Genomic DNA, 25514 nt, shown 5'->3' on the forward strand with positions numbered 1-25514 from the left:
GTGTCCGCATGTTGGAACGGAGTATCCGGTTCCCGAGAACCATTCCATCATGTAACCTGCACGAAATTTTGCACCCCCAGCAGAGGGCCAACGTCGTCCCTCGGCACATGCATATGCCACGACGACGACGGGAGAGCCGATGCGTTCGCCGCGCCAGCCGTCCCAGCACTCCACGAATGGCCAGAACTGGTCCTTCATGGATGCTCGCCCTGCCGCGCAGGGTATGTACGACCCCCGCAACGAGCACGACGCCTGTGGCGTCGGCTTCGTGGCCACCCTCACCGGTGAGGCGAGCTACGCGCTGGTCGAGCAGGCGCTCACCGTGCTGCGCAACCTGGAGCACCGGGGTGCCACCGGCGCCGAGCCCGACTCGGGCGACGGCGCGGGCATCCTGTCCCAGGTGCCCGACGCGTTCCTCCGTGAGGTGGCCGGATTCGAGCTGCCCGCGGCCGGCGCGTACGCGGTCGGCATCGCCTTCCTGCCCAACGACGGCACCGAGGACGCTGTCTCACGGATCGAGACGATCGCCGCCGAAGAGGGCCTGACCGTCCTCGGCTGGCGCGAGGTCCCGGTCGCCCCCGAACTGCTCGGCGCCACCGCCCGCTCCACGATGCCCGCCTTCCGCCAGATCTTCGTCACGGACGGCGTCTCGACCGGCATCGAACTGGACCGCAAGGCGTTCGTGCTGCGCAAGCGCGCCGAGCGCGAGGCCGACGTGTACTTCCCGTCGCTCTCCGCGCGCACCATCGTCTACAAGGGCATGCTGACCACCGGCCAGCTCGAGCCCTTCTTCCCGGACCTGTCCGACCGCCGCTTCGCCTCCGCGATCGCGCTCGTGCACTCCCGGTTCTCCACCAACACCTTCCCGAGCTGGCCGCTCGCCCACCCGTACCGCTTCGTCGCGCACAACGGCGAGATCAACACGGTCAAGGGCAACCGCAACTGGATGAAGGCCCGCGAGTCCCAGCTGGTCTCCGACCTCTTCGGGGACAAGGGCCTGGAGCGCGTCTTCCCGGTCTGCACGCCCGACGCGTCCGACTCCGCCTCCTTCGACGAGGTCCTGGAACTCCTCCACCTCGGCGGCCGCTCGCTTCCGCACTCCGTGCTGATGATGATCCCGGAGGCGTGGGAGAACCACGACTCCATGGACGCGGACCGCCGCGCCTTCTACCAGTTCCACTCCACGATGATGGAGCCCTGGGACGGCCCGGCCTGTGTCACCTTCACCGACGGCACCCAGGTCGGCGCGGTCCTCGACCGCAACGGTCTGCGCCCCGGCCGCTACTGGGTCACCGACGAGGGTCTCGTCGTCCTCGGCTCCGAGGTCGGTGTCCTCGACATCGACCCCGCGAAGGTCGTCCGCAAGGGCCGCCTGCAGCCCGGCAAGATGTTCCTCGTCGACACCGCCGAGCACCGCATCATCGAGGACGACGAGATCAAGGCCGCCCTCGTCGCCGACAAGCCGTATGCGGAGTGGCTGGAAGCCGGCGAGATCGAGCTCTCCGACCTCCCCGAGCGCGAGCACATCGTGCACACCCACGCCTCGGTCACCCGCCGCCAGCAGACCTTCGGCTACACCGAGGAAGAGCTGCGCATCATCCTCGCGCCGATGGCCAACACCGGCGGTGAGCCGCTGGGCTCCATGGGCACGGACTCGCCGATCGCGGCCCTCTCCGCGCGCCCGCGTCTGCTCTTCGACTACTTCACCCAGCTGTTCGCGCAGGTCACCAACCCGCCGCTGGACGCGATCCGCGAGGAGCTCGTCACCTCGCTGCGCTCCTCGCTGGGCCCGCAGGGCAACCTGCTGGAGCCGACCGCCGCGTCCTGTCGTAGCGTCACCCTGCCCTTCCCGGTGATCGACAACGACGAGCTGGCCAAGCTCATCCACATCAACGCCGACGGCGACATGCCGGGCATGAAGGCCGCGACCCTGTCCGGTCTCTACCGGGTCAGCGGTGGCGGCGACTCCCTCGCCGCGCGGATCGACGAGATCTGCGCCGAGGCCGACGCCGCCATAGACAACGGCGCCCGTCTGATCGTCCTGTCGGACCGCCACTCCGACGCCGAGCACGCGCCGATCCCCTCGCTGCTGCTCACCGCGGCCGTCCACCACCACCTCATCCGCACCAAGCAGCGCACCCAGGTGGGCCTGCTGGTCGAGGCGGGCGACGTCCGCGAGGTCCACCACGTGGCCCTCCTCATCGGCTTCGGCGCCGCCGCGGTCAACCCGTACCTGGCGATGGAGTCGGTCGAGGACCTGGTCCGCGCCGGTACCTTCCTGACCGGCATCGAGGCCGAGCAGGCCATCCGCAACCTGATCTACGCGCTCGGCAAGGGCGTCCTCAAGGTCATGTCCAAGATGGGCATCTCGACCGTCGCCTCCTACCGCGGCGCCCAGGTCTTCGAGGCCGTCGGCCTGGACCGGGCCTTCGTCGAGAAGTACTTCAACGGCACGGCCACCAAGATCGGCGGCGCCGGTCTCGACGTCATCGCCAAGGAGGTCGCGGCGCGGCACGCCAAGGCCTACCCGGCCTCCGGCATCGCCCCGGCGCACCGGGCCCTCGACATAGGCGGCGAGTACCAGTGGCGCCGCGAGGGCGAGCCGCACCTGTTCGACCCGGAGACGGTCTTCCGCCTCCAGCACTCGACGCGCTCCGGCAGCTACGACATCTTCAAGAAGTACACCGACCGGGTGAACGAGCAGTCCGAGCGCCTGATGACGCTCCGTGGCCTGTTCGGCTTCAAGTCCGACCGGCAGCCGATCTCGATCGACGAGGTCGAGTCGGTGAGCGAGATCGTCAAGCGCTTCTCCACCGGCGCCATGTCGTACGGCTCCATCTCCAAGGAGGCGCACGAGACCCTCGCCATCGCCATGAACCAGCTGGGCGGCAAGTCCAACACCGGTGAGGGCGGCGAGGACGCGGACCGGCTCTACGACCCGGCCCGCCGCTCGTCGATCAAGCAGGTCGCCTCCGGCCGCTTCGGTGTGACGTCCGAGTACCTGGTCAACGCCGACGACATCCAGATCAAGATGGCGCAGGGCGCCAAGCCCGGCGAGGGCGGCCAGCTGCCCGGCCACAAGGTCTACCCCTGGGTCGCCAAGACCCGGCACAGCACCCCGGGCGTGGGCCTCATCTCCCCGCCCCCGCACCACGACATCTACTCCATCGAGGACCTGGCCCAGCTGATCCACGACCTCAAGAACGCGAACCCGCAGGCGCGGATTCACGTGAAGCTGGTCTCCGAGGTCGGTGTCGGCACGGTCGCCGCGGGTGTCTCCAAGGCGCACGCGGACGTGGTGCTCATCTCCGGCCACGACGGCGGTACGGGCGCCTCCCCGCTGACCTCCCTGAAGCACGCGGGCGGCCCCTGGGAACTCGGCCTCGCCGAGACCCAGCAGACGCTGCTGCTCAACGGCCTGCGCGACCGTATCGTCGTACAGACCGACGGCCAGCTGAAGACCGGCCGTGACGTCGTCATCGCCGCGCTGCTCGGCGCCGAGGAGTTCGGTTTCGCGACCGCGCCGCTCGTCGTCTCCGGGTGCGTCATGATGCGCGTCTGCCACCTGGACACCTGCCCCGTCGGCATCGCCACCCAGAACCCGGTGCTGCGCGACCGCTTCGCCGGCAAGGCCGAGTACGTCGTGAACTTCTTCAAGTTCATCGCCGAAGAGGTCCGCGAGATCCTCGCCGAGCTGGGCTTCCGCACCATCGAGGAGGCCGTCGGCCACGCCGAGAACCTCGACGTGGAGCGGGCGATCACCCACTGGAAGGCGCAGGGCCTGGACCTGTCCCCGCTCTTCCACGTGCCCGAGCTGCCCGAGGGCGCGGTGCGCCACCAGGTCGTCGCGCAGGACCACGGCCTGGAGAAGGCGCTCGACAACGAGCTGATCAAGCTCGCCGCCGACGCGCTGGCCGCGAACACCCAGGCCGACGCCCAGCCCGTGCGCGCCCAGGTCGCGATCCGCAACATCAACCGCACGGTCGGCACCATGCTCGGCCACGAGGTGACGAAGAAGTTCGGTGGCGCGGGCCTGCCCGACGACACCATCGACATCACCTTCACCGGCTCCGCGGGCCAGTCCTTCGGCGCCTTCCTGCCGCGCGGTGTCACGCTGCGCCTGGAGGGCGACGCCAACGACTACGTCGGCAAGGGCCTGTCCGGCGGCCGGGTGATCGTCCGTCCCGACCGGGGCGCCGACCACCTCGCCGAGTACTCGACCATCGCGGGCAACACCATCGCGTACGGCGCGACGGGCGGCGAGCTCTTCCTGCGCGGCCGCACCGGCGAGCGCTTCTGCGTCCGCAACTCCGGCGCGACGGTGGTCTCCGAGGGCGTGGGCGACCACGGCTGCGAGTACATGACCGGCGGCCACGCGGTCGTCCTCGGCGAGACGGGCCGCAACTTCGCGGCCGGCATGTCCGGCGGCGTCGCGTACGTCGTCGACCTGAACCGCGACAACGTCAACGCCGGCAACGTGGGCGCCGTCGAGGAGCTCGACGACACCGACAAGCAGTGGCTGCACGACGTGGTGCGCCGCCACCAGGAGGAGACCGGCTCGACCGTTGCCGAGAAGCTCCTGGCGGAGTGGGACACAGCAGTGGACCGCTTCAGCAAGATCATCCCCAGCACGTACAAGGCAGTGCTCGCCGCCAAGGACGCCGCCGAGCGAGCCGGACTCCCCGAGTCCGAGATCACCGAGAAGATGATGGAGGCGGCGACCAATGGCTGATCCCAAGGGCTTTCTGAACCACGGTCGCGAGGTCGCCATGACCCGCCCCGTCGCGGAGCGCGTCAAGGACTGGAACGAGGTCTACGTTCCGGGCTCGCTGCTCCCGATCATCTCCAAGCAGGCCAGCCGTTGCATGGACTGCGGGATCCCGTTCTGCCACAACGGCTGTCCGCTGGGGAACCTGATCCCCGAGTGGAACGACTATGCCTACCGCGAGGACTGGCAGGCCGCGTCCGAGCGTCTGCACGCCACGAACAACTTCCCGGAGTTCACGGGCCGCCTGTGCCCCGCTCCCTGCGAGTCGGCGTGCGTGCTGGGCATCAACCAGCCCGCCGTGACCATCAAGAACGTCGAGGTCTCGATCATCGACAAGGCGTGGGACACGGGCGACGTCGCCCCGCAGATCCCCGAGCGCCTGTCGGGCAAGACCGTCGCCGTCATCGGCTCGGGCCCGGCGGGCCTGGCCGCCGCCCAGCAGCTCACCCGGGCCGGCCACACGGTCGCCGTGTACGAGCGCGCCGACCGCGTCGGCGGTCTGCTGCGCTACGGCATCCCCGAGTTCAAGATGGAGAAGCGGCACATCAACCGCCGCATCGAGCAGATGCGCGCGGAGGGCACCCGCTTCCGCACCGGCGTCGAGATCGGCCGCGACCTCAAGGCGACGGACCTGCGCAAGCGGTACGATGCCGTGGTCATCGCCGCCGGTGCGACGACCGCGCGTGACCTCCCGGTCCCCGGCCGCGAGCTCAAGGGCATCCACCAGGCCATGGAGTACCTGCCGCTGGCCAACAAGGTGCAGGAGGGCGACTACGTGGCGCCCCCGATCACGGCCGAGGGCAAGCACGTCGTGGTCATCGGCGGCGGCGACACGGGCGCGGACTGCGTGGGCACCGCCCACCGCCAGGGCGCGGCCTCGGTCACGCAGCTGGAGATCATGCCGCAGCCCGGCGAGGAGCGGCACCCGGGCCAGCCCTGGCCGACGTTCCCGATGCTCTACAAGGTCACCTCCGCGCACGAGGAGGGCGGCGACCGCGTCTACTCGGTCTCCACCACCCACTTCGAGGGCGACGAGGACGGCAACGTCCAGTGGCTGCACCTCACCGAGGTCGAGTTCGTCGACGGCAAGCTGAACCAGAAGTCGGGCACGGAGCGCAAGATCCCCGCCCAGCTGGTGACGCTGGCCATGGGCTTCACCGGCACCGACGTCGAGAACGGCGTGGTCTCCCAGTTCGGCCTGGAGCTCGACGCGCGCGGCAACATCGCCCGCGACGCCGACTTCGCGACGAACGTGCCCGGCGTGTACGTCGCCGGTGACGCCGGCCGCGGCCAGTCGTTGATCGTGTGGGCCATCGCGGAGGGCCGCTCGGCCGCCCGCGGGGTCGACCGCTTCCTGACCGGGGCCAGCGACCTGCCGGCCCCGATCCGCCCGACGGACCGCTCGCTGATGGTCTGACGCTCCACCCCAACAAACGTCCCGTACAACGGCGTACGGAACTGAACGCGGCGCCTGCCTTGTCCCCGACCGGACGGTGGTGGGCGCCGTGGTGCGTCCTCAGCCGGCCGGCGACGGGGCGTCGTGGGTGGCGGTCTCAGCCGGCCGGGCGACGGGGCGTCGTCGGTGGTGGTCTCAGTCGCCCGGGCGGCCGGTGTCGTCCGGCCACACCCCGATGTGGTCCTGCTCCAGTTCCAGCATCACCCGGTCCTCCATGCCGAGGGCCGCGGTGTACTCGGCGGGCAGCTGGAGCCGGCCGGCCCGGTCCAGCGTCGCGAACTCCCGTGCCACCAGGGCCTCCTGCCCCTCCGCGTCGACCTCCGTGCGGCGCAGCACCTCCGTCGAGGTACGGCCGTCACGAATCGCGACCGCGCGGCGGACCTCCCCCGCGACCGCCTGGTCGTGCGTGACGATCACGATCGTCGTGCCCAGCTCCTCGTTGGCCCGGCGGAACGCCGCGAACACCTCCGCGCCGGTCGCCGAGTCCAGCTCGCCGGTCGGCTCGTCGGCGAGCAGCAGGGACGGCGAGTTGGCGAGGGCCACGGCGATCGCGACGCGCTGCTGCTGCCCGCCGGACATCTGCTGAGGCCGGCGGTCTCGGCAGTCGGCGACGCCGAGCATCGCGAGCAGCTCCCGCGCCCGCTCGGCCCGTTGCTTCCCGCGGCCCCGGCCGCCCGCCAACTGCATGGGCAGCGCCACGTTCTGGGCCGCCGTCAGATAGGGGAGGAGATTGCGTGCCGTCTGCTGCCAGACGAAACCGACCACCTCGCGGCGGTAGCGCAGCCGGTCCTTCGCGTTCATCGTGAGCAGATCGCGGCCCGCGACCCGCGCGGCGCCCGCCGTGGGCACGTCGAGGCCGGCGAGGATGTTCATCAGGGTCGACTTGCCGCTGCCGGAGGCGCCGACCAGGGCCGTCAACTCGCCCTCCTGGACCAGCAGATCGAGCCCCTGGAGTGCCTGTACCTCCACCCCGGCGGAGCCGCCGTCGGCTCCCCGGCCGGAGAAGATACGGACCAGCCGGTCGCAGGCGATCAGGGCGTCCCGCCCGTACGCGGGCCGGTCGCGGCGCGCCGCCGCCCGTTGCTCCAGCTCCGCCAGGCTCGTCCGCGAGGTCGTGGTAGGGGTCATCGCATGCCTCCTGTCCTGAGTTCGGTGATCGACGTACGGCGCCCCGCCCACCAGGCCTGCGCGACGGCCACCGCCCAGGCCAGCAGCACGGTGCCCGCCGCGGGCAGGACCAGCGACCACACGTCGGTACGCAGCGACGCCCCGACCACCGGTGCCCGGCCCGCCGTGGCGGCCAGCGCGAGACGCTCCAGGTCGATACCGGGAGCGAGCAGCCGGACGGTGGCCCAGCCGGCGAGCATTCCGCCCGAGGCCGCGAGCAGCGCCTGCGGCAGCGCGTCCAGACTGAGCAGCCGACGGCCCTGGCGGGGCGTGAGGCCCATGGTGTGCAGCCGGGCCAGCAGCGCGGCCCGCTCCGGCGCGGACTGCAGCAGGGAGAGCAGCAGGGCGAGTACGGCGTACCCCGCACCGGCCAGGGCGGCCGCGGTGTAGATCCGCTCGGCGCCCGCCTGCAACGGCGCATCGGAGAGCGCCGCACGTTCCTCGGCGCGCACCGTCACGGTCAGGCCCTTCCCGGCGCCGCGCACGGCCGCCCGCAGCGCCGGTCCGTCGAGCGTGGCACCGGTCGCCAGCAGCGTCGTCGGATCGGATCGCTCGAGGCCCGCGGCGTCGACCAGCAGGAAGTCGGCGCCGGGGGCGGCGGGGGTACGGGAGCGTACGGCGGCGATCCGGACCGTGACATCACCGGCGGGGGACGTGATCCGACGCGGTGCGCGGCCCAGGCGCTCCGCGAGGCCGGGGGAGGCGACGGCATTGAGCACACCCCCTGTCCGCACGCCTCCGGTCCCCTTCGGCTTCAACACGTCGGCGGGGAAGGCCCCGAGGCCTGTCTGCCGGGCCAGCCGGGCGTACGACTCCGGCTCGACCCCGATCAGCGTCAGGCCGTCCTTCCCCCCTGCCTCGCCGGACGCGAGCTCCGCCGTGCGCTCGGTCCGCACGGCCGTCACCTCCCGTACGCCCGCGACCTTCCGTACCGCCCCTTCCACTCCCGTCGGAAGCTCCGTCGCCTCGCCCGGCCCCGCGATCCGCGCGTCCGCGCCGGTCGCCAGCAGCGCGGCCCGGTCCCGGGCGTCGGACACCCCCGCGAGCACGGAACCCCCGAACGCCGCCGTCGTCAGGGCCAACAACAACGCCAGCAGCGGCAGCGCGACGCCCACCGTCGAGGAGCGGCCCGCGCGTGCCAGCGACAGAAAACCGACCACCCCACGCCCTCGCGCGGCCGGGCGGGCCGCCCACCGCAAGGGCAGCGGATACAGCCGTACGAGCACCAGCGCCGCGATCAGCCCGACCAGGACCGGAGCGGCACTCACCAGGAAGTCGCCCGTGCTGGACGCGCCGCGCCGCCGCAGCGCCACGACCGACCCGACGGCCAGCACCAGCACGGTGAGTTCGGCGACCGTGCGGCGCCTGCCGGGCTTGGCCTGGGCGAGATCCTCGCGCTCCGCGTTCGCCCGCGGCCTGCGGTGCGCCACGACCGCCCGCACCGGCAGTACCGCGCAGGCGAGGAGCGCGACGGCGGACGCGCCGAGCACGGCGGGCCCCAGCCGGGCCTCGTCCACCGTCAGCACGGCGAGCAGCAGACCGGCGGCGGCCGCGGGGACCGCCACGACCGCGGTCTCGGCGAGGAGCCGTCCGGCGATCCCACGCAGCGAGCCGCCCCGTGCGCGCAGCAGGGCGAGTTCGGCGGCGCGGCGGACGGCGATCAGCCCGCCGGCCATGACCAGGACGACGGCGGCGACCGCGCCGATCCCGAACGTGCCGACCGCCACGACGGGTGTGATCGCCGCACGGGTCGTCGTGTAGGAGCCGACGACCGTCTCCAGGTCGGTGCTGACGGCCGCGGTGCTCCCGGCGGCCTCGCGCATCCGCAGCAGGTCGGGCCCGCCTTCGAGGGAGGCGATCCGCGAGACGAGCGCGTGTGTCCGGCGCGATCACCAGCACGAGGACCGAGCCGCCGAGCGCCGAGAGCAGATAGAGCGTGACGAAGCGGATCCGGCCGAGTTGGGCCTCCACCACCCGGCCCAGGTTCCACAGCGAGACCATGTTCATCACGATGTGCAGAATCCCGAACGTGCCCTCGGTGGGCGGCAGATGCAGGAACGCGCCGGTCAGCATCCGGTACCACTCCCCGTCGACCACGCCCTCCGGGTGGAAGTCGTAGGGGTACTGGGCCTGCCAGACGTAGTGCCCGCCGTCGGGCCCCGCCAGCCCCGCGCCCAGCATCTCGAACCGGTCCACGATCGCCGGACGCACCACCTCGCCCACGTACGCCAGCACGTTGAGCGCGATCAGGACGTACGTCACCAGGGGCACGGTCGAGATCCGGCCGCCGAACGCCGTGCGGGCCTGCCGGATCGTCCGGGAGCCTTCCTTCACGCACTCCACGCACTGGTGACCGACGGCCGCCTCGCGCATGCAGTCCGGGCAGATGTAGCGGTCGCACCGGGTGCAGCGCACATGGGACTCCACCTTCGGATGGCGATAGCAGGTGGTGACGGTGGGTTCGGTGGGGTCGGTGGATCTGCTGGATTCGGGGGACTCGGATTCCACGACCGGCTCCTCGCGGGTACGGAGATCAAGGGGACGATGAGCCGATGGGGGCGGCGGCGAACAAAATAGCGAATGCCCATGTGGGGGTGGGACGGCAGGGGTTACGGGTGGCGTAATCTCGGCGTTTCCGCACCTCTCGCGCGATGGGAGCTCCGCATGGCCGGAATCAGCCTCACCAAGGTGGAGGAGACCGCGCCCGCGCTGGTCAGTCTGTACAAGAGCGCCGGTGTCTCCCTCACCAAGCACGGGCTGAGCGGTCAGCGGGCCGCGGTGTACCTGGTCGTCGACTACTCCGGTTCGATGAAGCCGTACTACAAGGACGGCAGTGTGCAGGCACTGGCGGACCGGGTGCTCGGCCTGTCGGCGCACCTCGACGACGACGGCACCGTCCCGGTCGTCTTCTTCTCCACGGACATCGACGCGGTGACGGACATCGCGCTCGACAACCACCAGGGCCGGGTGGAGAAGATCGTGGCCGGCCTCGGTCACATGGGGAAGACCAGCTACCACCTGGCCATGGACGCGGTCATCGAGCACTACCTCGACAGCGGCTGCGAGGATCCCGCGCTGGTCGTCTTCCAGACCGACGGCGGCCCGATCAACAAGCTCGCCGCCGAACGGTACTTGTGCAAGGCGGCGAAACTTCCGCTGTTCTGGCAGTTCATAGGGTTCGGCGACCCGGACAGCAAGCAGTTCGAGTTCCTGCGCAGACTCGACGAGCTGCCGGTGCCGCGGACGCGGGTCGTCGACAACGCCGGTTTCTTCCACGCCGGTTCGGACCCTCGGAAGGTCTCCGACGCCGAGCTGTACGACCGGATCGTGGGCGACTTCCCCCAGTGGCTGACGGCCGCGCGCGAGCGGGGGATCGTCCGGTGACCGTACGTGCGCTGCCGGCCGTCGGGCGGGTCGCCGTGCCGTGGAAGAACGGCGGCGGGGTGACGCGCGAGATCGTCGCCCGGCCCGAGGGTGCGGGCATGGGCGAGTTCGAGTGGCGGGTGAGCCTGGCCGACGTCGGCGCCGACGGGCCGTTCTCGGCGTTCGCCGACGTCGACCGGATCCTCACCATGGTCGCGGGCGAGGGGATGGAACTGACCGTCGGCGGCGAACACCGCCGGGTCGACACGCGGTTCGTCCCACAACGCTTCCCCGGCGACCTGCCGACCGGCTGCCGGCTCCTCGGGGGGCCGGTGGTGAACCTCAACGTCATGTGGCACAGGGGCGCCGTCGCAGCCCCCACCGTCACGGTCGCGGCTCCCGGGCGGTCCCTCGCCCTCCCCGCGGGCCCGACCGTCCTGATCGTCGCCCTCGACGGCACGGCCGAGGTGGCCGGGGTGACTCTCGGTCGCTATGACGCCGTGCTGCTGACGGACGAGGAGGCGACCCTCCACGCGACGGGCCACACCGCCGTGCTCACCCTCCCTTCGAGAGCCTGAGCCCCCGCGAGGATTCTCGCCCCCGCCGCCCCTACCCGTCCCATCCTCAACCCGGGGGCTCCGCCCCCAGTCCCCCAGGTGGGTTCGTCGGCTGCGGGTGGGTGGGGGGCTTGGCGCGCAGTTCCCCGCGCCCCTGAGGCGGGGCTTCGCCCCGCATCTTCAGCCCGTCCGGCGTTTGAGGACGAGGCCGTTCAGGCCGATCGGGGGTTTGGGGGCGGAGTCCCCAAGTGGGGATGGGACGGGTAGGGGCGGCGGGGGCGAGCGACAGGTGGGGGGCGACGCGCCGTTGGCTTCGGGGAGGTGTCATGTCACCCTGGTGGGCCGAGGGGAGTGGCTTATGGGCGCGGAAGAGATCAACTCCGGTCGCGTGCAAGAGACTTCACGTGCGGGGCGGCGAGATGAGACACCCAAGGGCGAGCGCCTCGCGGACTGGGCCGACGGACGGCTGGGCCTCTACGCGATGGCCAAGGCCAACATGCGCAAGGTCTTCCCGGACCACTGGTCCTTCATGCTGGGCGAGGTCTGCCTCTACAGCTTCCTGATCCTGATCCTGACCGGCGTCTACCTCACGCTCTTCTTCGAGCCGAGCGCCTCCGAGGTCGTCTACCACGGCCCGTACGAACCGCTCAACGCCATCCTCATGACCCGCGCCTACGAATCCACCCTCCACATCACCTTCGAGGTGCGCGGCGGACTTCTGGTCCGGCAGATCCACCACTGGGCGGCGATCGTCTTCCTCGCCGGGATGCTCGTGCACATGATGCGCGTCTTCTTCACCGGCGCGTTCCGCAAGCCCCGCGAGGTCAACTGGCTGTTCGGCTGGACGCTGCTGATGCTCGGCCTGATCACCGGCCTGACCGGCTACTCGCTCCCCGACGACCTGCTCTCCGGCACCGGCGTCCGCTTCGCCCAGGGCGCGATCCTGTCGGTCCCGATCGTGGGAACGTACCTCTCCTTCTTCCTCTTCGGAGGCGAGTTCCCGGGCCACGACATCATTCCGCGGTTCTTCCCGATCCACGTCCTCCTGCTGCCGGGCATCATGCTCGGCCTGGTGGTCGCCCATCTGATCCTGGTCTTCTACCACAAACACACGCAGTACCCGGGGCCCGGACGCGACCAGAAGTCCGTCGTCGGGATGCCGTTCATGCCGGTCTACATGGCCAAGGCGGGCGGGTTCTTCTTCCTCGTCTTCGGGGTGCTGTCGCTGATGGGGGCGATCGCGACGATCAACCCCGTCTGGGCCTTCGGCCCCTACCGGCCGGACCTGGTGACGACCGGCGCACAGCCCGACTGGTACCTCGGCTTCTCCGAGGGGCTCATCCGGGTGATGCCCGGGTGGGAGATCAACGCCTGGGGCCACACCCTGCAACTGGGTGTGTTCATCCCCTTCTCCCTCTTCCCGCTCATCATGACCGCCATCGCCGTCTACCCGTTCATCGAGGCATGGGTCACCGGGGACAGACGGGAACACCACATCCTGGACCGGCCGCGCAACGTGCCCACCCGCACCGGGCTCGGCGTCGCCTGGCTGACGCTGTACGGAGTCCTCCTGGTCGGCGGCGGCAACGATCTGTGGGCCACCCACTTCCACCTCTCCATCAACGCCATCACCTGGTTCGTACGGGTCTCCTTCTTCGTCGCCCCGGCCCTCGCCTTCGTCGTCACGCGCCGGATCTGCATGGGACTTCAGCGACGGGACCGCGACAAGGTGCTGCACGGAAGGGAGTCCGGGATCATCCGGATGCTTCCGCACGGCGAGTACGTCGAGGTGCACGAACCGCTCTCACCGGCGCAGCGGTTCACACTCACCCAGCACGAGCAGCCCCCGCCGTACGAGGTGGGACCGCTCGTGGACGCGAACGGCGTCGTCCGACGGGTCGGCCCCGGCCGCAGACTGCGCGCCCGGCTCGCCCGCGCCATGTACGGGCCCGACACCCAGATCCCGAAGCCGACACCGGAGGAGTACCGGGAACTCACCAGCGGCGAGCACCACCACTGAGGACCTCGGCCCGGCACTCGGCCGGGGTGCCCCACGCGGTGCGCAGGGCACGGGCCTTGGCCAGCCACAGGGACAGGTCGTACTCCGCGGTGTAGCCGATCGCGCCGTGCAGCTGGAGCGCCGTGCGCGCGGTGGCGTACGCGGCCTGGCAGGCCGTGACCTTGGCGGCGGCCACGTCGCCGGGCGCCATCGTCAGGGCCGCGCCGAACAGCAGCGGCCGCGCGAACTCCAGGGCGATCTTCGCGTCCGCGAGGCGATGCTTGACCGCCTGGAACGAGCCGACGGGGACACCGAACTGGGTGCGCTGTCTGACGTACGCGACCGTCCGGTCGAGGAGTGCGAGCCCGACGCCGAGCGCCTGGGCGGCGGTGGCGAGCCGGGCCCAGGCGAGGGCATGGGCGACGGGAGGGGCGGTGGAGAGCAGTTCACCGCCTGGTGTGAGGGGCGTGAGGCGGCGGGCGGGTTCCAGGGTAGTGCGCATCGGGCCGTGGCCGGGCGCCAGACGCAGTCCGTCGGCCGCCAGGGCGAGGCGGATGGTCGCCGCGTCGCCGTCCAGCGCGTACGCCCCGTCGAGGGCCAGCGTCGCCGACGCCTCGCCCGAGGCCAGCGACGGGAGCAGCCGCGCGGCGGGGAGAGGCTCCGCAAGCTCGGCCAGCAGCGCGGCCGCCGCGACCGTCTCCACCAGCGGACCGGGCACCGCGTGCCGGCCCAACTCGACGAAAGCCACGGCCAGTTCCACCGGACGCGGACCCATCCCCTCGTACACCTCCGGCACCGCGAGTGCGAACACACCCACCTTGGCGATACGGAACCACAGCGCGCGACCGCTGTCGTGGTCGCCGCGGCTCCAGTCCCGTACGACCGACGGGGTGTCCGCGGCGGTCAGCATCGCGTCCAGCGAGTCGGCGAACGCGCGCTGCTCGGCGTCGAGGAGGAAGCGCATCAGCGGCGGCCCTTCGGGAGGCCGAGCAGGCGCTCGGCGATGATGTCGCGCTGGATCTCGTTGGTGCCGGCGTAGATCGGACCGGCGAGCGAGAAGACGTACCCCTCGGACCATTCCGTGTCCGCCGACTCGCCGTCCGGGCCGAGGAGGTCGAGGGCCGTCTCGTGCAGCGCGATGTCGTACTCGGACCAGAAGACCTTGTTCAGGCTGGATTCCGGGCCTACGGTCCCGCCGTCGAGGAAGCGGGAGGCGTTGGCGTACGTGAAGAGCTGGTAGGCGCGGGCGCCGATCACCGCGTCGGCCACCCGGTCGCGCAGCGCCGTGTCCGAGGGGTCGGCGCGGTCGCGCCACAGGGCCGCCAGCCGGTCCGCGGCGGCGAGGAAGCGGCCCGGTGAACGCAGCGTCAGCCCCCGCTCGTTGCCCGCCGTCGACATGGCGACCCGCCAGCCCCCGCCCGGCTCGCCGATCACGTCCTCGTCCGGGACGAAGACCTCGTCGAGGAAGACCTCGGCGAAGGCCGGTCTGCCGTCGAGGCGGCCGATGGGACGCACCGTGACCCCGGGCGCGCGCAGGTCGAACATCAGGTAGGTCAGGCCCTGATGTGGCCTCGGCGTGTCCGGCTCGCTGCGGAAGAGGCCGAACGCGCGGTCGGCGAAGGCGGCCCGCGACGACCAGGTCTTCTGCCCGCTCAGCAGCCAGCCCCCGTCCGTACGCACCGCACGCGAGGTGAGCGAGGCCAGGTCGGACCCCGCCTCCGGCTCGGACCACGCCTGCGCCCAGACGACTTCCCCGGTGGCCATGGAGGGAAGGACCCGGGCGCGCTGTTTCTCCGAGCCGTGGTCGAAGAGGGTGGGCGCCAGGAGGTTGATGCCGTTCTGGCCGACCCGGCCCGGCGCGCCCGCCGCGTAGTACTCCTCCTCGAACACCAGCCAGCGCACGATGTCCGCGCCCCGGCCGCCGTACACCTCCGGCCAGGACACCACCGACCAGCGGTCCGCCGCCAGTTCGGCCTCCCACACGCGGTGCGCCGCGAAGCCCTCCTCGGTCTCCAGGGACGGAAGGGGCGTTCGCGGCACATGGGCGGCGAGCCAGGTCCGGGCCTCGGCGCGGAAGGCCTCGTCGGCGGGGGAGAGGGTCAGATCCATCGGCAGCACCTTCCCTAACAAGTGTTTGGTAGGTTAGCGTGGAGGTATGAGCGACGTCGAGAGTCCGGCGTACGTCACCGGGCACGGACTGCTGACCGGGCGCACCGCCGTCATCACCGCCGCCGCGGGCGCGGGCATCGGCGGGGCGACGGCGCGCAGGTTCCTGGAGGAGGGCGCGCGCGTCCTGATCAGCGACGCGCACGCGCGGCGGCTCAAGGAGAGCGCGGCGGCCCTGGCCGAGGAGTTCGGCTCCGCGCGGATCGCCTCCCTGCCCTGCGACGTCACCGACGAGGACCAGGTCCAGGCCCTCTTCGACACGGCGACCGGGCTGTACGGCGGCCTGGACGTGGTCGTCAACAACGCGGGCCTCGGCGGCACTTCCGCCCTCGTCGACATGACCGACGAACAGTGGTCGAGGGTCTTGGACGTGACGCTGAACGGGACGTTCCGGTGTACCAGGGCGGCGTTGCGGGCCATGAAGGAAACCGGCGCAGGCGTGATCGTCAACAACGCCTCCGTCATCGGCTGGCGCGCCCAGACCGGTCAGGCGCACTACGCCGCCGCCAAGGCGGGGGTCATGGCGCTCACCCGGTGCGCGGCCGTCGAGGCCGCCGAGTACGGGGTGCGCGTCAACGCGGTGTCACCGAGTCTCGCCATGCACCCGCACCTGGTGAAGGTGACCACCCCCGAGCTGCTGGAGGAACTGACGGGCCGCGAGGCCTTCGGCCGGTACGCGCAGCCCTGGGAGGTGGCCAACGTGATCGTGTTCCTGGCGTCCGGCTACTCCTCGTACATGACCGGCGAAGTCGTCTCCGTCAGCAGCCAACATGCGTAGGGCGCCGTCGGCAGGCACCCCTGGGACCACAATGGAACCGTGCCTACCAAGAAGAAGCCCCAGGTGACCGCCACCCCCGAGCGGCGCCGCGAACTCCTCGACACCGCCGCGGAGGTCTTCGCCGAGCAGGGCTACAACGCCACCACCGTACGCAAGATCGCGGACGAGGCCGGGATGCTCGCGGGCAGCCTCTACTACCACTTCGACTCCAAGGAATCGATGCTGGAGGAGATCCTGCGGACCTTCCTCGACGAGCTCTGGCACGGCTACGACGCCGTCCTGGACGCCGAACTCGACCCGCGCCGCACGCTGGAGGCCCTGGTCACCGAGTCCTTCCGGGAGATCGACCGGCACCGCGCCGCCGTCGCCATCTACCAGAAGGAGTCCCGGCATCTGGCCGCCCAGCAGCGCTTCGCCTTCCTCGCCGAGTCGCAGCGCAACTTCGAGAAGGCGTGGCTGAGCACGCTGGAGCGCGGCGTCGCCGCCGAGGTCTTCCGGGCCGACCTCGACATCCGGCTCACCTACCGCTTCGTGCGCGACACCGTGTGGGTCGCCGCGTCCTGGTACCGGCCCGGCGGACAGCACAGCCCCGAGGAGATCGCCCGGCAGTACCTGTCGATGGTGCTGGACGGCATCTCCGTACGCGAATAGCCCATCTCTGCGACAGCCCATGTCTGTGAGGGAGTTGTCATGGCCGAGGCCTACATCGTCGAAGCGGTCCGTACGCCCGTCGGGCGGCGCGGGGGAGGCCTGAGCGGTGTCCACCCGGCCGACCTCGGCGCGCATGTCCTCAAGGCGCTCGTCGAGCGGTCCGGAGTGGACCCGGCCGCCGTGGAGGACGTCGTCTTCGGCTGTCTGGACACCGTGGGGCCGCAGGCCGGGGACATCGCCCGCACCTGCTGGCTGGCGGCCGGACTCCCCGAGGAGGTGCCGGGCGTCACCGTCGACCGACAGTGCGGCTCCTCCCAGCAGGCCGTGCACTTCGCCGCCCAGGCCGTCCTGTCCGGCACCCAGGACCTGGTGGTCGCGGGCGGCGTGCAGAACATGAGCCAGATCCCCATCGCCTTCGCCTCCCGCCAGGCGGCCGAACCCCTCGGTCTCACCGAAGGCCCCTTCGCCGGCAGCGAGGGCTGGCGGGCCCGCTACGCCGACCGGCCCGTCAACCAGTTCTTCGGCGCCGAGATGATCGCCGCCAAGTGGGGCATCAGCCGCCGCGACCAGGAGGAGTTCGCCCTCCGCTCGCACCGGCGGGCGATCCGCGCCGTCGACGAGGGCCGCTTCGCCCGCGAGACCGTGGCCTACGGCGAGGTCACCGTCGACGAGGGCCCGCGCCGGGACACCTCACTGGAGAAGATGGCGGGCCTGAAGCCGGTCGTCGAGGGCGGCACCATCACCGCCGCCTGCTCCTCCCAGGTCTCCGACGGCGCCGCCGCGATGCTGCTCGTCTCCGAGCGGGCGGTACGGGAGCACGGGCTGACCCCGCGCGCCCGCGTCCACCACCTCTCCGTACGCGGCGAGGACCCCATCCGCATGCTGTCCGCACCCATCCCGGCCACCGCGTACGCCCTGAAGAAGACCGGCATGTCCCTCGACGCCATCGACCTCGTCGAGATCAACGAGGCCTTCGCCCCGGTCGTCCTCGCCTGGCTCAAGGAGACCGGCGCCGACCCGGAGAAGGCCAACGTGAACGGCGGCGCCATCGCGCTGGGCCATCCGTTGGGGGCGACGGGCGTGAAGCTGATGACGACGCTCCTTCACGAACTGGAGCGAACCGGCGGCCGGTTCGGCCTCCAGACGATGTGCGAGGGCGGCGGCCAGGCGAACGTGACGATCATCGAACGGCTCTGAGGCCCAGGGCCTGTCCGGCGGATCAAGTCGGAGGGAAGCGACCGTCTCTCTTAAGCACAGGCGGGCGTGCCAAGCCCCGCGTCTCCGGCATGATCGGCCGGACAGGCCCTAGCGCGCCGAGGGTCTCGTCCGCCTGTGCCATCACCCGCTCCACCAGCTCCGCGCACGAGGGCAGGTCGTCGATCACCCCGGCGACCTGCCCCGACGACATGACCCCCAGGTCCGTACGCCCGTCCACCATCGACGACTTGAGGAGCATCGGTGTGTTCGCGGCGAGCAGCACCTGGCTCCAGGTCAGATCCTTGCCGTGCTTCATGGCGAGGCCGTCGCGGACCATCCGCGACCAGGACAGTCCGGAGATCCGCCGGAAGCCCGCCGCCCGGCGGACGGCCCGCGCGAGAGCCCTCGTACGGCCGGACTTCTCCAAGGAGTCGACGAAGTCCGTACGCAGCATGCGATGGGGGAGGCCGTCCACGGCCGTGGTGACCGTGACGTCCCTGACCGTCGCCGCCAGGTACTTCGCCTTCACCGCGGCCGGGACCGTCGAGTCCGAGGTGAGCAGGAAGCGGGTGCCCATCGCGATGCCCGCCGCCCCGTACGCCAGTGCCGCGACCAGCCCCCGCCCGTCGTGGAAGCCGCCCGCCGCCACCACCGGGATGTCCACCGCGTCCACCACCTGCGGCAGCAGCACCGTCGTCGCGACGTCACCGGTGTGACCGCCGCCCTCGCCGCCCTGCACGATCACCGCGTCCGCGCCCCAGGCGGCCACCTTCTCGGCGTGCCGGCGTGCCCCGATGGACGGGACGACGACCACGCCCGCCTCCTTCAGCTCGGCGATCAGCTCACGGGAGGGCGCGAGGGCGAAGGACGCGACGCGTACCCCCTCGTCGACGATGATCCGCACCCGCTCGCCCGCGTCCCCGGCGTCGGCGCGCAGATTCACCCCGAACGGCGCGTCCGTACGGGACTTGACCTCGCGTATGGCGTCCCTCAGGTGGTCGAGCGTCATCGTTGCGGAGGCCAGGACGCCCAACGCGCCCGCGTTCGCCGTGGCGGACACCAGGCGGGGTCCGGCCACCCACCCCATACCGGTCTGCACGATGGGGTGACGGACCCCGAGGAGGCGGGTGAGCGCGGTCTCCATCAGCTCCTGACCTCCCGGTCCCGGGCGCCGCCCGGATCGATGACCTCGCGGATCAGTCTCAGTTCCCGCGGCGTCGGTTCGCGGGTGAGGGGCACCTCGTCGGGGACCGACAGCCGGAATCCCGTGGCCTCCCGCACCTGTTCCACGGTGGCGCCCGGGTGCAGCGAGGCGAGACGCATCGAGTGGTCGGGGGTGGCGAAGTCGAAGACGCCGAGGTCGCTCACCACACGCGGGACGCGGTGGAAGCGGGTGGCGCTCGGGCCCGCGGCGGCGGCACGGTCGTACCCCACCCCGCACACCATGTCGACCCGCTCGACGAAGACGCGCGGGGAGTGCCTCGGGACCCAGTAACTGGTCGGGTTGTTCAGGGTGTTGACCGGTGCGCCGCGCACCCCGAGGAGCTGGCGCGTGGGCCTGGACCAGTCGCCGATGCAGGAGATGTTCTGGTTTCCGAAGCGGTCGAGCTGGCTCGCGCCCATCATCACGTGCCGGCGCCCACCGGTCACCATGGTGAGGTGCTGACGGTAGGGCAGCCAGCCCTCCGGGGTGCCGTCGAGGCCGACGAGCATCGCCTCGCCGTCGGTCAACAGCAGGTCGGGGGAGAAGGTGCGCTTGGCGAGACGGGCGCCGATGGAGGGGATCGGGCCCATGGGGCTGGCGAGCACCTCGCCGTTGTCCCGCCAGGCCTCGGCGCAGGCGATCACGCAGTACTCGGCCCGGGTGACCGGGGGTGCGGGGGCGCCGGGGGTGGGCGTGGACGCGGGGCTCATCGCTGCTCCTCGTGCCAGGCCCGTACGGCGGACTGGTAGGTCTGTTCGTCGCCGGAGAGGAAGCGCGCGGCGAACTCGGCGTACGGCGTGGTGGCGTACAGCTTCTGGAAGGGCTCGTCGCGCCCGTGGTCGGGGGCGCAGGACGTGAAGTGCGCGCCGTTCGGTGTCTCGACGACGCCCGTCACGCTCGACCGCTTGAGCAGCAGGGTCTGCGGGGCGGCCTCCTTGGTGAGCTCCGCCGTGTCGACCACGCGCTCGCACGAGACGTACGCGGCGTCGGCGGCCTCGCAGAACAGGTCGTCGAAGTACGGGTCCGGGCCCAGATACTGCCCGTTGCCCAGGCGGTCGGCGCGGTTCATGTGGACCAGGGCCGCGTCCAGGCGCAGGGCGGGCATGGCGACGAGCTCCTCCCGGACCCCCGAGGAGGCATCGGCGTACGGCGAAGTGACCGTGCGCAGCGTGGGGTTGACCCGCATCACGTCCGAGCCGAGCCCGGCCCGGACAGGGAGGAAGGGCAGACGGTTCGCGGCGGCGTGCAGGCCCCACATGAACATCGCCTCGTCGACCTCCATCAGCTCGAACGCCCCGCGCTCGCGCGCCGCCCGGTAGTGCGGCTCGAGCGGGATCGAGTCGAGGGTGGTGAAGGCGGTGACGAGCCGGCGGATCCGGCCCGCGGCGGCGAGCAGGCCGACGTCCGGGCCGCCGTACGAGACCACGGTGAGATCGGTGATCCCGGTGCGCAGCAGTGCTCTCACCAAGGCCATCGGCTTGCGGCGCGAGCCCCAGCCGCCGATGCCCAGGATCATCCCGCTGCGCAGACGGGAGACCACCTCGTCGGTGGTCATGGTCTTGTCGCTCACGTGCCGACCCCCTCCTTTCCGAAGGTGTCGCGGACGCGGTCGGCGACCCCGCTGAGGTTCGCCTCGAAGGTGAAGCCCTGCTCGAAGCGGTAGCTGCGGCGCACGTCGACGGGGTCGATGCCGTTGAGCGCGGCCTTCGCGAGCCGGATCAGCTCGCCGTCCTTGGCGGCGATCTCACGCGCCAGCTCCAGCGCGGCGCCCGGGAGTTCCACGCGCGGCACGACCCGCCACACCGAGCCGTGCGCGTGCAGCTCGGCGGCGGTCGCGGTGCGCGAGGTGTAGTACAGCGCGCGCATCAGGTGGCCCGGGACGAGCCGGGCCAGATGCGTGGCCGCGCCGAGGGCGCCGCGGTCCAGCTCGGGCAGGCCGAAGATGGCGTCCTCGCTCGCCACGGTCGCGTCCGCGTTCCCCACCAGCCCGATTCCGCCGCCCAGGCAGAAGCCGTGCACCGCCGCGACGACGGGGACCTCGCACTCGTAGACCGCGGCGAAGGCCTCGAAACAGCCGCGGTTGGCTCCTATCAGCGCGCGATGGCCTCCGCTCTCCCTGGTCTCGCGCTGCATCTCCTTGATGTCCACGCCCGCGTTGAAACCGCGCCCCGCGGCCGTCAGCACGACGCACCGGACGCCGGGGTCGCGGCCCGCCGCACGGAGGGCGTCGGCCAGGTCGAACCAGCCGCGCACCGGCAGCGCGTTCACCGGCGGGAAGTCGACCGTGACGACGGAAATCCCCTTTTCCGGGGACGAGGTGGAGACACCCATGGACGCATCAGCTACCTTTCCACCTCAGGACCATTCCACCAAACGTTTGTTAGGCGCACTCTCGAAGCTAGCAGTGAACGCATCCGGGCGGGAGGCCCTGTGGACAACCTGGATCTCGGGGGCAGGACCGTCGTCGTCACGGGGGGCACCCGTGGAGTGGGGGCCGGGATCGCGCGGGCGTTCGTCGAGGCGGGCGCGGACGTGGTGGTCTGTGCCCGCAGACCCCCCGAGGTACCGCTGGACGGCACGGAGTTCGTGCCCGTGGACCTCCGCGACCCGGCCGCCGTGCACGCCTTCTTCGCCGCGCTGCCCCGGCTCGACGTGCTGGTGAACAACGCGGGCGGCGCGCCCTACCGTCCACTGACGGAGGCGGACGCCGAGCGCCATGCGCGCGTGATCGAGCTGAACCTCATCGTGCCGCTGACCGCCTCCCTCGCCGCGTACGAGCACCTCAGACGGGCCCGGGGATCGATCGTGATGATCGGCAGCGTGAGCGGGGCGCGGCCCTCGCCCGGGTCGGCGGCGTACGGGGCGGCCAAGGCGGGCCTCGCGAACCTGGCCCGTTCGATGGCCGTCGAGTGGGCTCCTGACGTCCGGGTCAACACCCTCGTCGTCGGGATGGTCCGCACCGAACTCTCCCATCTGCACTACGGAGGCGAGGACGGCATCGCCGCCGTCTCCCGCACCGTCCCGCTGGGCCGCCTCGCCGACCCGTCCGACATCGGCGAGGCCGCGGTCTTCCTCGCCTCGGACGCGGCGAGGTACATCAGCGGGGCCTCGCTGCTCGTCCACGGCGGCGGCGAGCGGCCCGCCTTCCTGGACGCGGCGACCGCCAACAAGCCCGGCACGTCCGACCAGGGGGACTGAGATGAGTGGACCGCTGCTGTGCGAGGGGCGGGTCGTGATCGTCACGGGCGCCGGGCGCGGGCTCGGCCGCGCGCACGCGCTCGCGTACGCCGCCGAGGGCGCGCGGGTCGTGGTGAACGACCTCGGGGTGGGTCTCGACGGCACACCCGGCCCGGACAGCCCGGCCGTGCGGGTCGTCGAGGAGATCCGGGCGGCGGGGGGACAAGCGGTCGCCCACGGAGGTGACGTCGCCACCACCGAGGGCGCCGCCTCCCTCGTACGCACCGCCCTGGAGGCGTACGGACGCCTGGACACGCTGGTCAACAACGCGGGGTTCCTGCGCGACCGGATGCTCGTCAACCTCGACGAGGACGACTGGGACGCCGTGCTGCGCGTCCACCTCAAGGGCCACTTCCTGCCACTGAAACACGCGGCGGCGCACTGGCGGGCGGAGGCGAAGGACGGCCGCACACCCCGGGCCCGGGTCGTCAACACCAGCAGCGGGGCAGGTCTGTTGGGTTCGCTCGGACAGGGCAACTACAGCGCGGCCAAGGCCGGGATCATCGGGCTGACCCTGGTCGCCGCGGCCGAACTGGGCCGCTACGGCGTCCAGGTCAACGCGATCGCCCCCGCGGCCCGCACCCGGATGACCGAACGCACCTTCGCGGACACCATGGCGGCCCCGGGCGCCGACTCCTTCGACGCGATGGCCCCCGAGAACGTCTCCCCCCTGGTCGTCTGGCTCGGCGCGAGCGCGAGCACCGGTGTCACCGGCCGCGTCTTCGAGACCGAGGGCGGCCGGATCACCGTCATGGAGGGCTGGCGTCCGGGCCCCACCGCGGACAAGGGCGCCCGCTGGACTCCGTCCGAGGCCGGTGACACGGCACTGAAGCTCCTGGCGGAGGCGGAGGTTCCGGGGGCGGTGTACGGGGCGGGGTAGGCGGCGCCTCTCGCCCTGAGGGTGCGTGGCTCAAGGGCCGGACGGGCCGGGGGAGTCCAGCCGCGCCAGCGCGCTCGTCGCCCGGGCGCGGGTCACGGGGTCACTCCCGCGGGTGAGGGCGCGCAGGACCGGCAGGCCGTGGGGGTTGCCCAGGCGGCCCAGTACGTCCGCGCCGAAGGCCCGGCGCAGGGGGTCGGGGTCGGCGCACCACTGGACCGCCGCCCGGAACGTCTCCTCGTCACCGCGCAGGCCCAGTGCCGTCGCCGCTTCGGTCCAGTCGTCGTTGTCGGGGTCGGCGGGGCGCAGGGCACGGGCGGCCAGTTCGGCGACGGGCGCGGCGATGCCGAGGGCGGATTCGAGGAGGGTCGCTATCGCGGCGTGGCCCGTCTGCTGGTCGTTGCCCGCGACGGGGTCCCCGGCCGGGCCCAGGAGTTGGACCTCGACGGTGATGCCGCCGTCCTCCGGATGGCGGTGGGTGACGGAGGGGTGGCCGGGGCCCCAGGTCTCTTCCAGGCCCGCGCGCACTTCGGCCTCCACGTCGAGGGTGAGCCTGCGGTGGGCCTCTGCGAGCGCCGCCGAGCGCGCCCGCGCTCCGCGCCGCAGGAGGGCACGTACACAGCCGGGCGAGCCACGGCGGGCGGCCGCGACGAGCGGGGGCTCACCCGTCGGGCCCGGGCGGTCGGGGTCCGCACCGGCCGCGAGGAGCTCCGTCACCACCGCGACCCGCCCCAGCCGCACCGCCCACGTCAGCGCCGTGAACCCGAACTCCTCCACCGTGTCCGGCGCGGCCCCGGCCGCCAGCAGGGCGCGTACGACCTCCGTGTGCCCACCGCACGCCGCCCCGCACAGCGGCGCGTCCGTGCCCTGGCTGAGCCGGTCGGGCGCGGCCCCGGCGGCCAGCAGCAGTCGTACGACGCCGGGCCGATCGCTCACCGCCGCCAGATACAGCGCCGTCTGGCCGTCCTCGTCCACCGCGTCCGGGCTCACACCGGAGCGCAGCAGCCGCACCACCGCGTCCTGGTCCCCCTCGTACACAGCCGTGAAGAGGTGTGCCGCGGGGTCGTTCGTGCTCATCCTTCGACCCTCGCTCGTGAAGGACGCGAGAGGCAAAGCCTTTTGGGGTGGTGTGTCTCACCTCCCACGTCTCACGTGTCGCACACCAGCACCGTCCTGCACAGGGTGCAGCGCGCCCGTACCCGGCCCCGGACCGGTACCCGGATCCGCTGGTGGCAGGTCGGGCAGGGGAAGGAGACGCGGAGGGGGCCGCGGCTGTCGGGGCTGAACGCGTAGGGGACGCCGGCGTGCGGGCCCGGGGTGTGCTGGTCCTGGGCGTGCCGGCGGTCCTTCGCGTAGCGGCGGCGGCCCGCCCAGCCGGCCGCGGTCAGCGGGGGCTGCTGCTCGTCGCGGCGGGCCTGCGCCATGCCCCGCGTGTACGCCGTGTACGCCTGCGGGCTGGTGAACCAGATCGAGGGGTCCTCGCCGAAGACCAGGGAGCGTTTGGCGAGGACGTAGCCGAATTCCTCCGGGGTGAGGTAGCCGAGCTTCTGCGAGGAGGCGGCGTCCTCCCGGTAGGCGTCGAGAAGCAGCCAGCCCGCGCCGAGGTAGGTCGCCGCGGTGTCGGTGAGGATCTCGTTGTCGCGCGTGCCGGGGAAGTAGAGGTCGAGGCGGTGCAGATAGACGTGCATCACCTCATGGGCGAGGGCCGCGCCGATGTCCCGGCGGTAGGAGCGGAAGCGGTCGTTCAGTTCGACGAAGTACTCGGGACCCGCCGTGAGTTCGACGTTGGCCGCCTGGGTCATCTCGCGGAAGCCGATGATCAGCCGGGCGTCCGGGAGGTGGTAGTGACGCACCATCTCGCGGGCCACGCGCTGCGCGCCCAGATGCAGGTCGTCGATGTCGCCGAAGGCCACGTCGGCGGGGGCCACGCTGGTCGCGAAGGTGTGGATGGTGTCGTACGAGAGCCGCTTGTAGAGCGCGGTGATCGATGCCCGCACCGTGTCCAGATGCGGGAAGCCGTGCTCGACGGGTCCGCCGTTCGCCACGTCCGTACCCCCTGAAGACGCCGGCCCTCCTGCACTCCACTCTAAGCGC

General features: G+C 71.8%; 19 protein-coding genes and 2 pseudogenes. 10 read left to right on the forward strand and 11 right to left on the reverse strand.

Annotated features, from left to right (window positions below; all coding sequences use genetic code 11):
• Positions 1 to 139 precede the first annotated feature (139 nt).
• Positions 140 to 4732 (forward strand): glutamate synthase large subunit, encoded by a 4593-nt coding sequence (gltB, locus tag OG819_RS23940; protein WP_266651114.1) that lies wholly within the window; start codon positions 140 to 142, stop codon positions 4730 to 4732.
• Positions 4725 to 6185, forward strand: a complete 1461-nt coding sequence (locus tag OG819_RS23945) for a glutamate synthase subunit beta (RefSeq protein WP_266651115.1) — start codon at positions 4725 to 4727, stop codon at positions 6183 to 6185. Before gltB ends, OG819_RS23945 begins: the two co-directional genes overlap by 8 nt.
• Before the next feature lie 174 nt (positions 6186 to 6359).
• On the opposite strand, the gene OG819_RS23950 is transcribed toward OG819_RS23945, so the two are convergent.
• The 3 genes and pseudogenes from OG819_RS23950 to OG819_RS23960 all read right to left on the reverse strand — a co-directional run.
• Positions 6360 to 7352 (reverse strand): ABC transporter ATP-binding protein, encoded by a 993-nt coding sequence (locus tag OG819_RS23950; protein ID WP_266651116.1) that lies wholly within the window; start codon positions 7350 to 7352, stop codon positions 6360 to 6362.
• A pseudogene (locus OG819_RS23955) lies at positions 7349 to 9262 on the reverse strand (ABC transporter permease); the annotation flags it as partial. The pseudogene OG819_RS23955 and the gene OG819_RS23950, both read right to left, overlap by 4 nt.
• 7 nt (positions 9263 to 9269) lie before the next feature.
• Positions 9270 to 9899, reverse strand: a pseudogene (locus OG819_RS23960) (rhomboid family intramembrane serine protease); the annotation flags it as partial.
• 156 nt (positions 9900 to 10055) lie between these two features.
• On the opposite strand from OG819_RS23960, the gene OG819_RS23965 reads away from it, so the two are divergent.
• The 3 genes from OG819_RS23965 (at position 10056) to OG819_RS23975 (ending at position 13331) form a co-directional block, all read left to right on the forward strand.
• Entirely contained in the window at positions 10056 to 10775 is a 720-nt protein-coding gene (locus OG819_RS23965; RefSeq protein WP_266415021.1) for a VWA domain-containing protein, read from the forward strand.
• A complete protein-coding gene (locus tag OG819_RS23970; RefSeq protein ID WP_266651117.1) occupies positions 10772 to 11332 on the forward strand; it encodes a HutD family protein in 561 nt (186 codons plus the stop codon). The genes OG819_RS23965 and OG819_RS23970 overlap by 4 nt, the downstream gene beginning before the upstream one ends.
• A gap of 367 nt (positions 11333 to 11699) precedes the next feature.
• Positions 11700 to 13331 (forward strand): cytochrome bc complex cytochrome b subunit, encoded by a 1632-nt coding sequence (locus OG819_RS23975; protein WP_266651118.1) that lies wholly within the window; start codon positions 11700 to 11702, stop codon positions 13329 to 13331.
• Here the strand turns inward: OG819_RS23975 and OG819_RS23980 are convergent.
• Together OG819_RS23980 and OG819_RS23985 are read right to left on the reverse strand one after the other, a co-directional pair.
• Positions 13306 to 14274, reverse strand: a complete 969-nt coding sequence (locus OG819_RS23980; RefSeq protein WP_266651119.1) for an acyl-CoA dehydrogenase family protein — start codon at positions 14272 to 14274, stop codon at positions 13306 to 13308. The two genes, OG819_RS23975 and OG819_RS23980, sit on opposite strands and share 26 nt — an antisense overlap.
• Complete coding sequence (locus OG819_RS23985) at positions 14274 to 15419, reverse strand: acyl-CoA dehydrogenase family protein (RefSeq protein ID WP_266651120.1); 1146 nt, start codon at positions 15417 to 15419, stop codon at positions 14274 to 14276. The genes OG819_RS23980 and OG819_RS23985 overlap by 1 nt, the downstream gene beginning before the upstream one ends.
• A gap of 46 nt (positions 15420 to 15465) precedes the next feature.
• Here OG819_RS23985 and OG819_RS23990 point away from each other — a divergent pair, with 46 nt between their 5' ends.
• From OG819_RS23990 to OG819_RS24000, 3 genes are read left to right on the forward strand one after another with little or no spacing between them, the layout of a single operon-like run.
• Positions 15466 to 16254: an SDR family oxidoreductase gene (locus OG819_RS23990; RefSeq protein WP_266624001.1), complete on the forward strand. Its 789-nt coding sequence runs from the start codon at positions 15466 to 15468 to the stop codon at positions 16252 to 16254.
• 39 nt (positions 16255 to 16293) lie between these two features.
• A complete protein-coding gene (locus tag OG819_RS23995; RefSeq protein WP_266415034.1) occupies positions 16294 to 16905 on the forward strand; it encodes a TetR/AcrR family transcriptional regulator in 612 nt (203 codons plus the stop codon).
• Between the two features lie 39 nt (positions 16906 to 16944).
• The gene (locus tag OG819_RS24000; protein WP_266651121.1) at positions 16945 to 18102 is read left to right on the forward strand and encodes an acetyl-CoA C-acetyltransferase; all 1158 of its coding nucleotides are present in this window, start codon (positions 16945 to 16947) and stop codon (positions 18100 to 18102) included.
• Between the two features lie 22 nt (positions 18103 to 18124).
• Here the strand turns inward: OG819_RS24000 and OG819_RS24005 are convergent, their stop codons facing one another.
• From OG819_RS24005 to OG819_RS24020, 4 genes are read right to left on the reverse strand one after another with little or no spacing between them, the layout of a single operon-like run.
• Positions 18125 to 19246 (reverse strand): nitronate monooxygenase, encoded by a 1122-nt coding sequence (locus tag OG819_RS24005; RefSeq protein WP_266651122.1) that lies wholly within the window; start codon positions 19244 to 19246, stop codon positions 18125 to 18127.
• Positions 19246 to 20016 (reverse strand): CoA-transferase, encoded by a 771-nt coding sequence (locus tag OG819_RS24010; RefSeq protein WP_266651123.1) that lies wholly within the window; start codon positions 20014 to 20016, stop codon positions 19246 to 19248. The genes OG819_RS24005 and OG819_RS24010 overlap by 1 nt, the downstream gene beginning before the upstream one ends.
• The gene (locus OG819_RS24015; RefSeq protein ID WP_266651124.1) at positions 20013 to 20876 is read right to left on the reverse strand and encodes a CoA-transferase; all 864 of its coding nucleotides are present in this window, start codon (positions 20874 to 20876) and stop codon (positions 20013 to 20015) included. The genes OG819_RS24010 and OG819_RS24015 overlap by 4 nt, the downstream gene beginning before the upstream one ends.
• Positions 20873 to 21637: an enoyl-CoA hydratase family protein gene (locus OG819_RS24020; protein ID WP_266651125.1), complete on the reverse strand. Its 765-nt coding sequence runs from the start codon at positions 21635 to 21637 to the stop codon at positions 20873 to 20875. The genes OG819_RS24015 and OG819_RS24020 overlap by 4 nt, the downstream gene beginning before the upstream one ends.
• 108 nt (positions 21638 to 21745) lie before the next feature.
• On the opposite strand from OG819_RS24020, the gene OG819_RS24025 reads away from it, so the two are divergent.
• Together OG819_RS24025 and OG819_RS24030 are read left to right on the forward strand one after the other, a co-directional pair.
• On the forward strand, positions 21746 to 22504 hold the full coding sequence (locus OG819_RS24025) for an SDR family oxidoreductase (protein WP_266652828.1): 759 nt from the start codon (positions 21746 to 21748) through the stop codon (positions 22502 to 22504).
• 1 nt (position 22505) lies between these two features.
• On the forward strand, positions 22506 to 23423 hold the full coding sequence (locus OG819_RS24030) for an SDR family oxidoreductase (protein WP_266651126.1): 918 nt from the start codon (positions 22506 to 22508) through the stop codon (positions 23421 to 23423).
• A 30-nt stretch (positions 23424 to 23453) separates the two neighbouring features.
• Here OG819_RS24030 and OG819_RS24035 read toward each other — a convergent pair whose 3' ends face one another.
• Together OG819_RS24035 and OG819_RS24040 are read right to left on the reverse strand one after the other, a co-directional pair.
• Entirely contained in the window at positions 23454 to 24497 is a 1044-nt protein-coding gene (locus OG819_RS24035; RefSeq protein ID WP_266623988.1) for an ankyrin repeat domain-containing protein, read from the reverse strand.
• A gap of 71 nt (positions 24498 to 24568) precedes the next feature.
• Positions 24569 to 25465, reverse strand: coding sequence for a hypothetical protein (locus tag OG819_RS24040; RefSeq protein WP_266651127.1), 897 nt, complete (start codon positions 25463 to 25465; stop codon positions 24569 to 24571).
• Positions 25466 to 25514: the final 49 nt, after the last annotated feature.

This window comes from Streptomyces sp. NBC_01549, from assembly GCF_026339955.1.
Classification (GTDB): Bacteria; Actinomycetota; Actinomycetes; order Streptomycetales; family Streptomycetaceae; genus Streptomyces.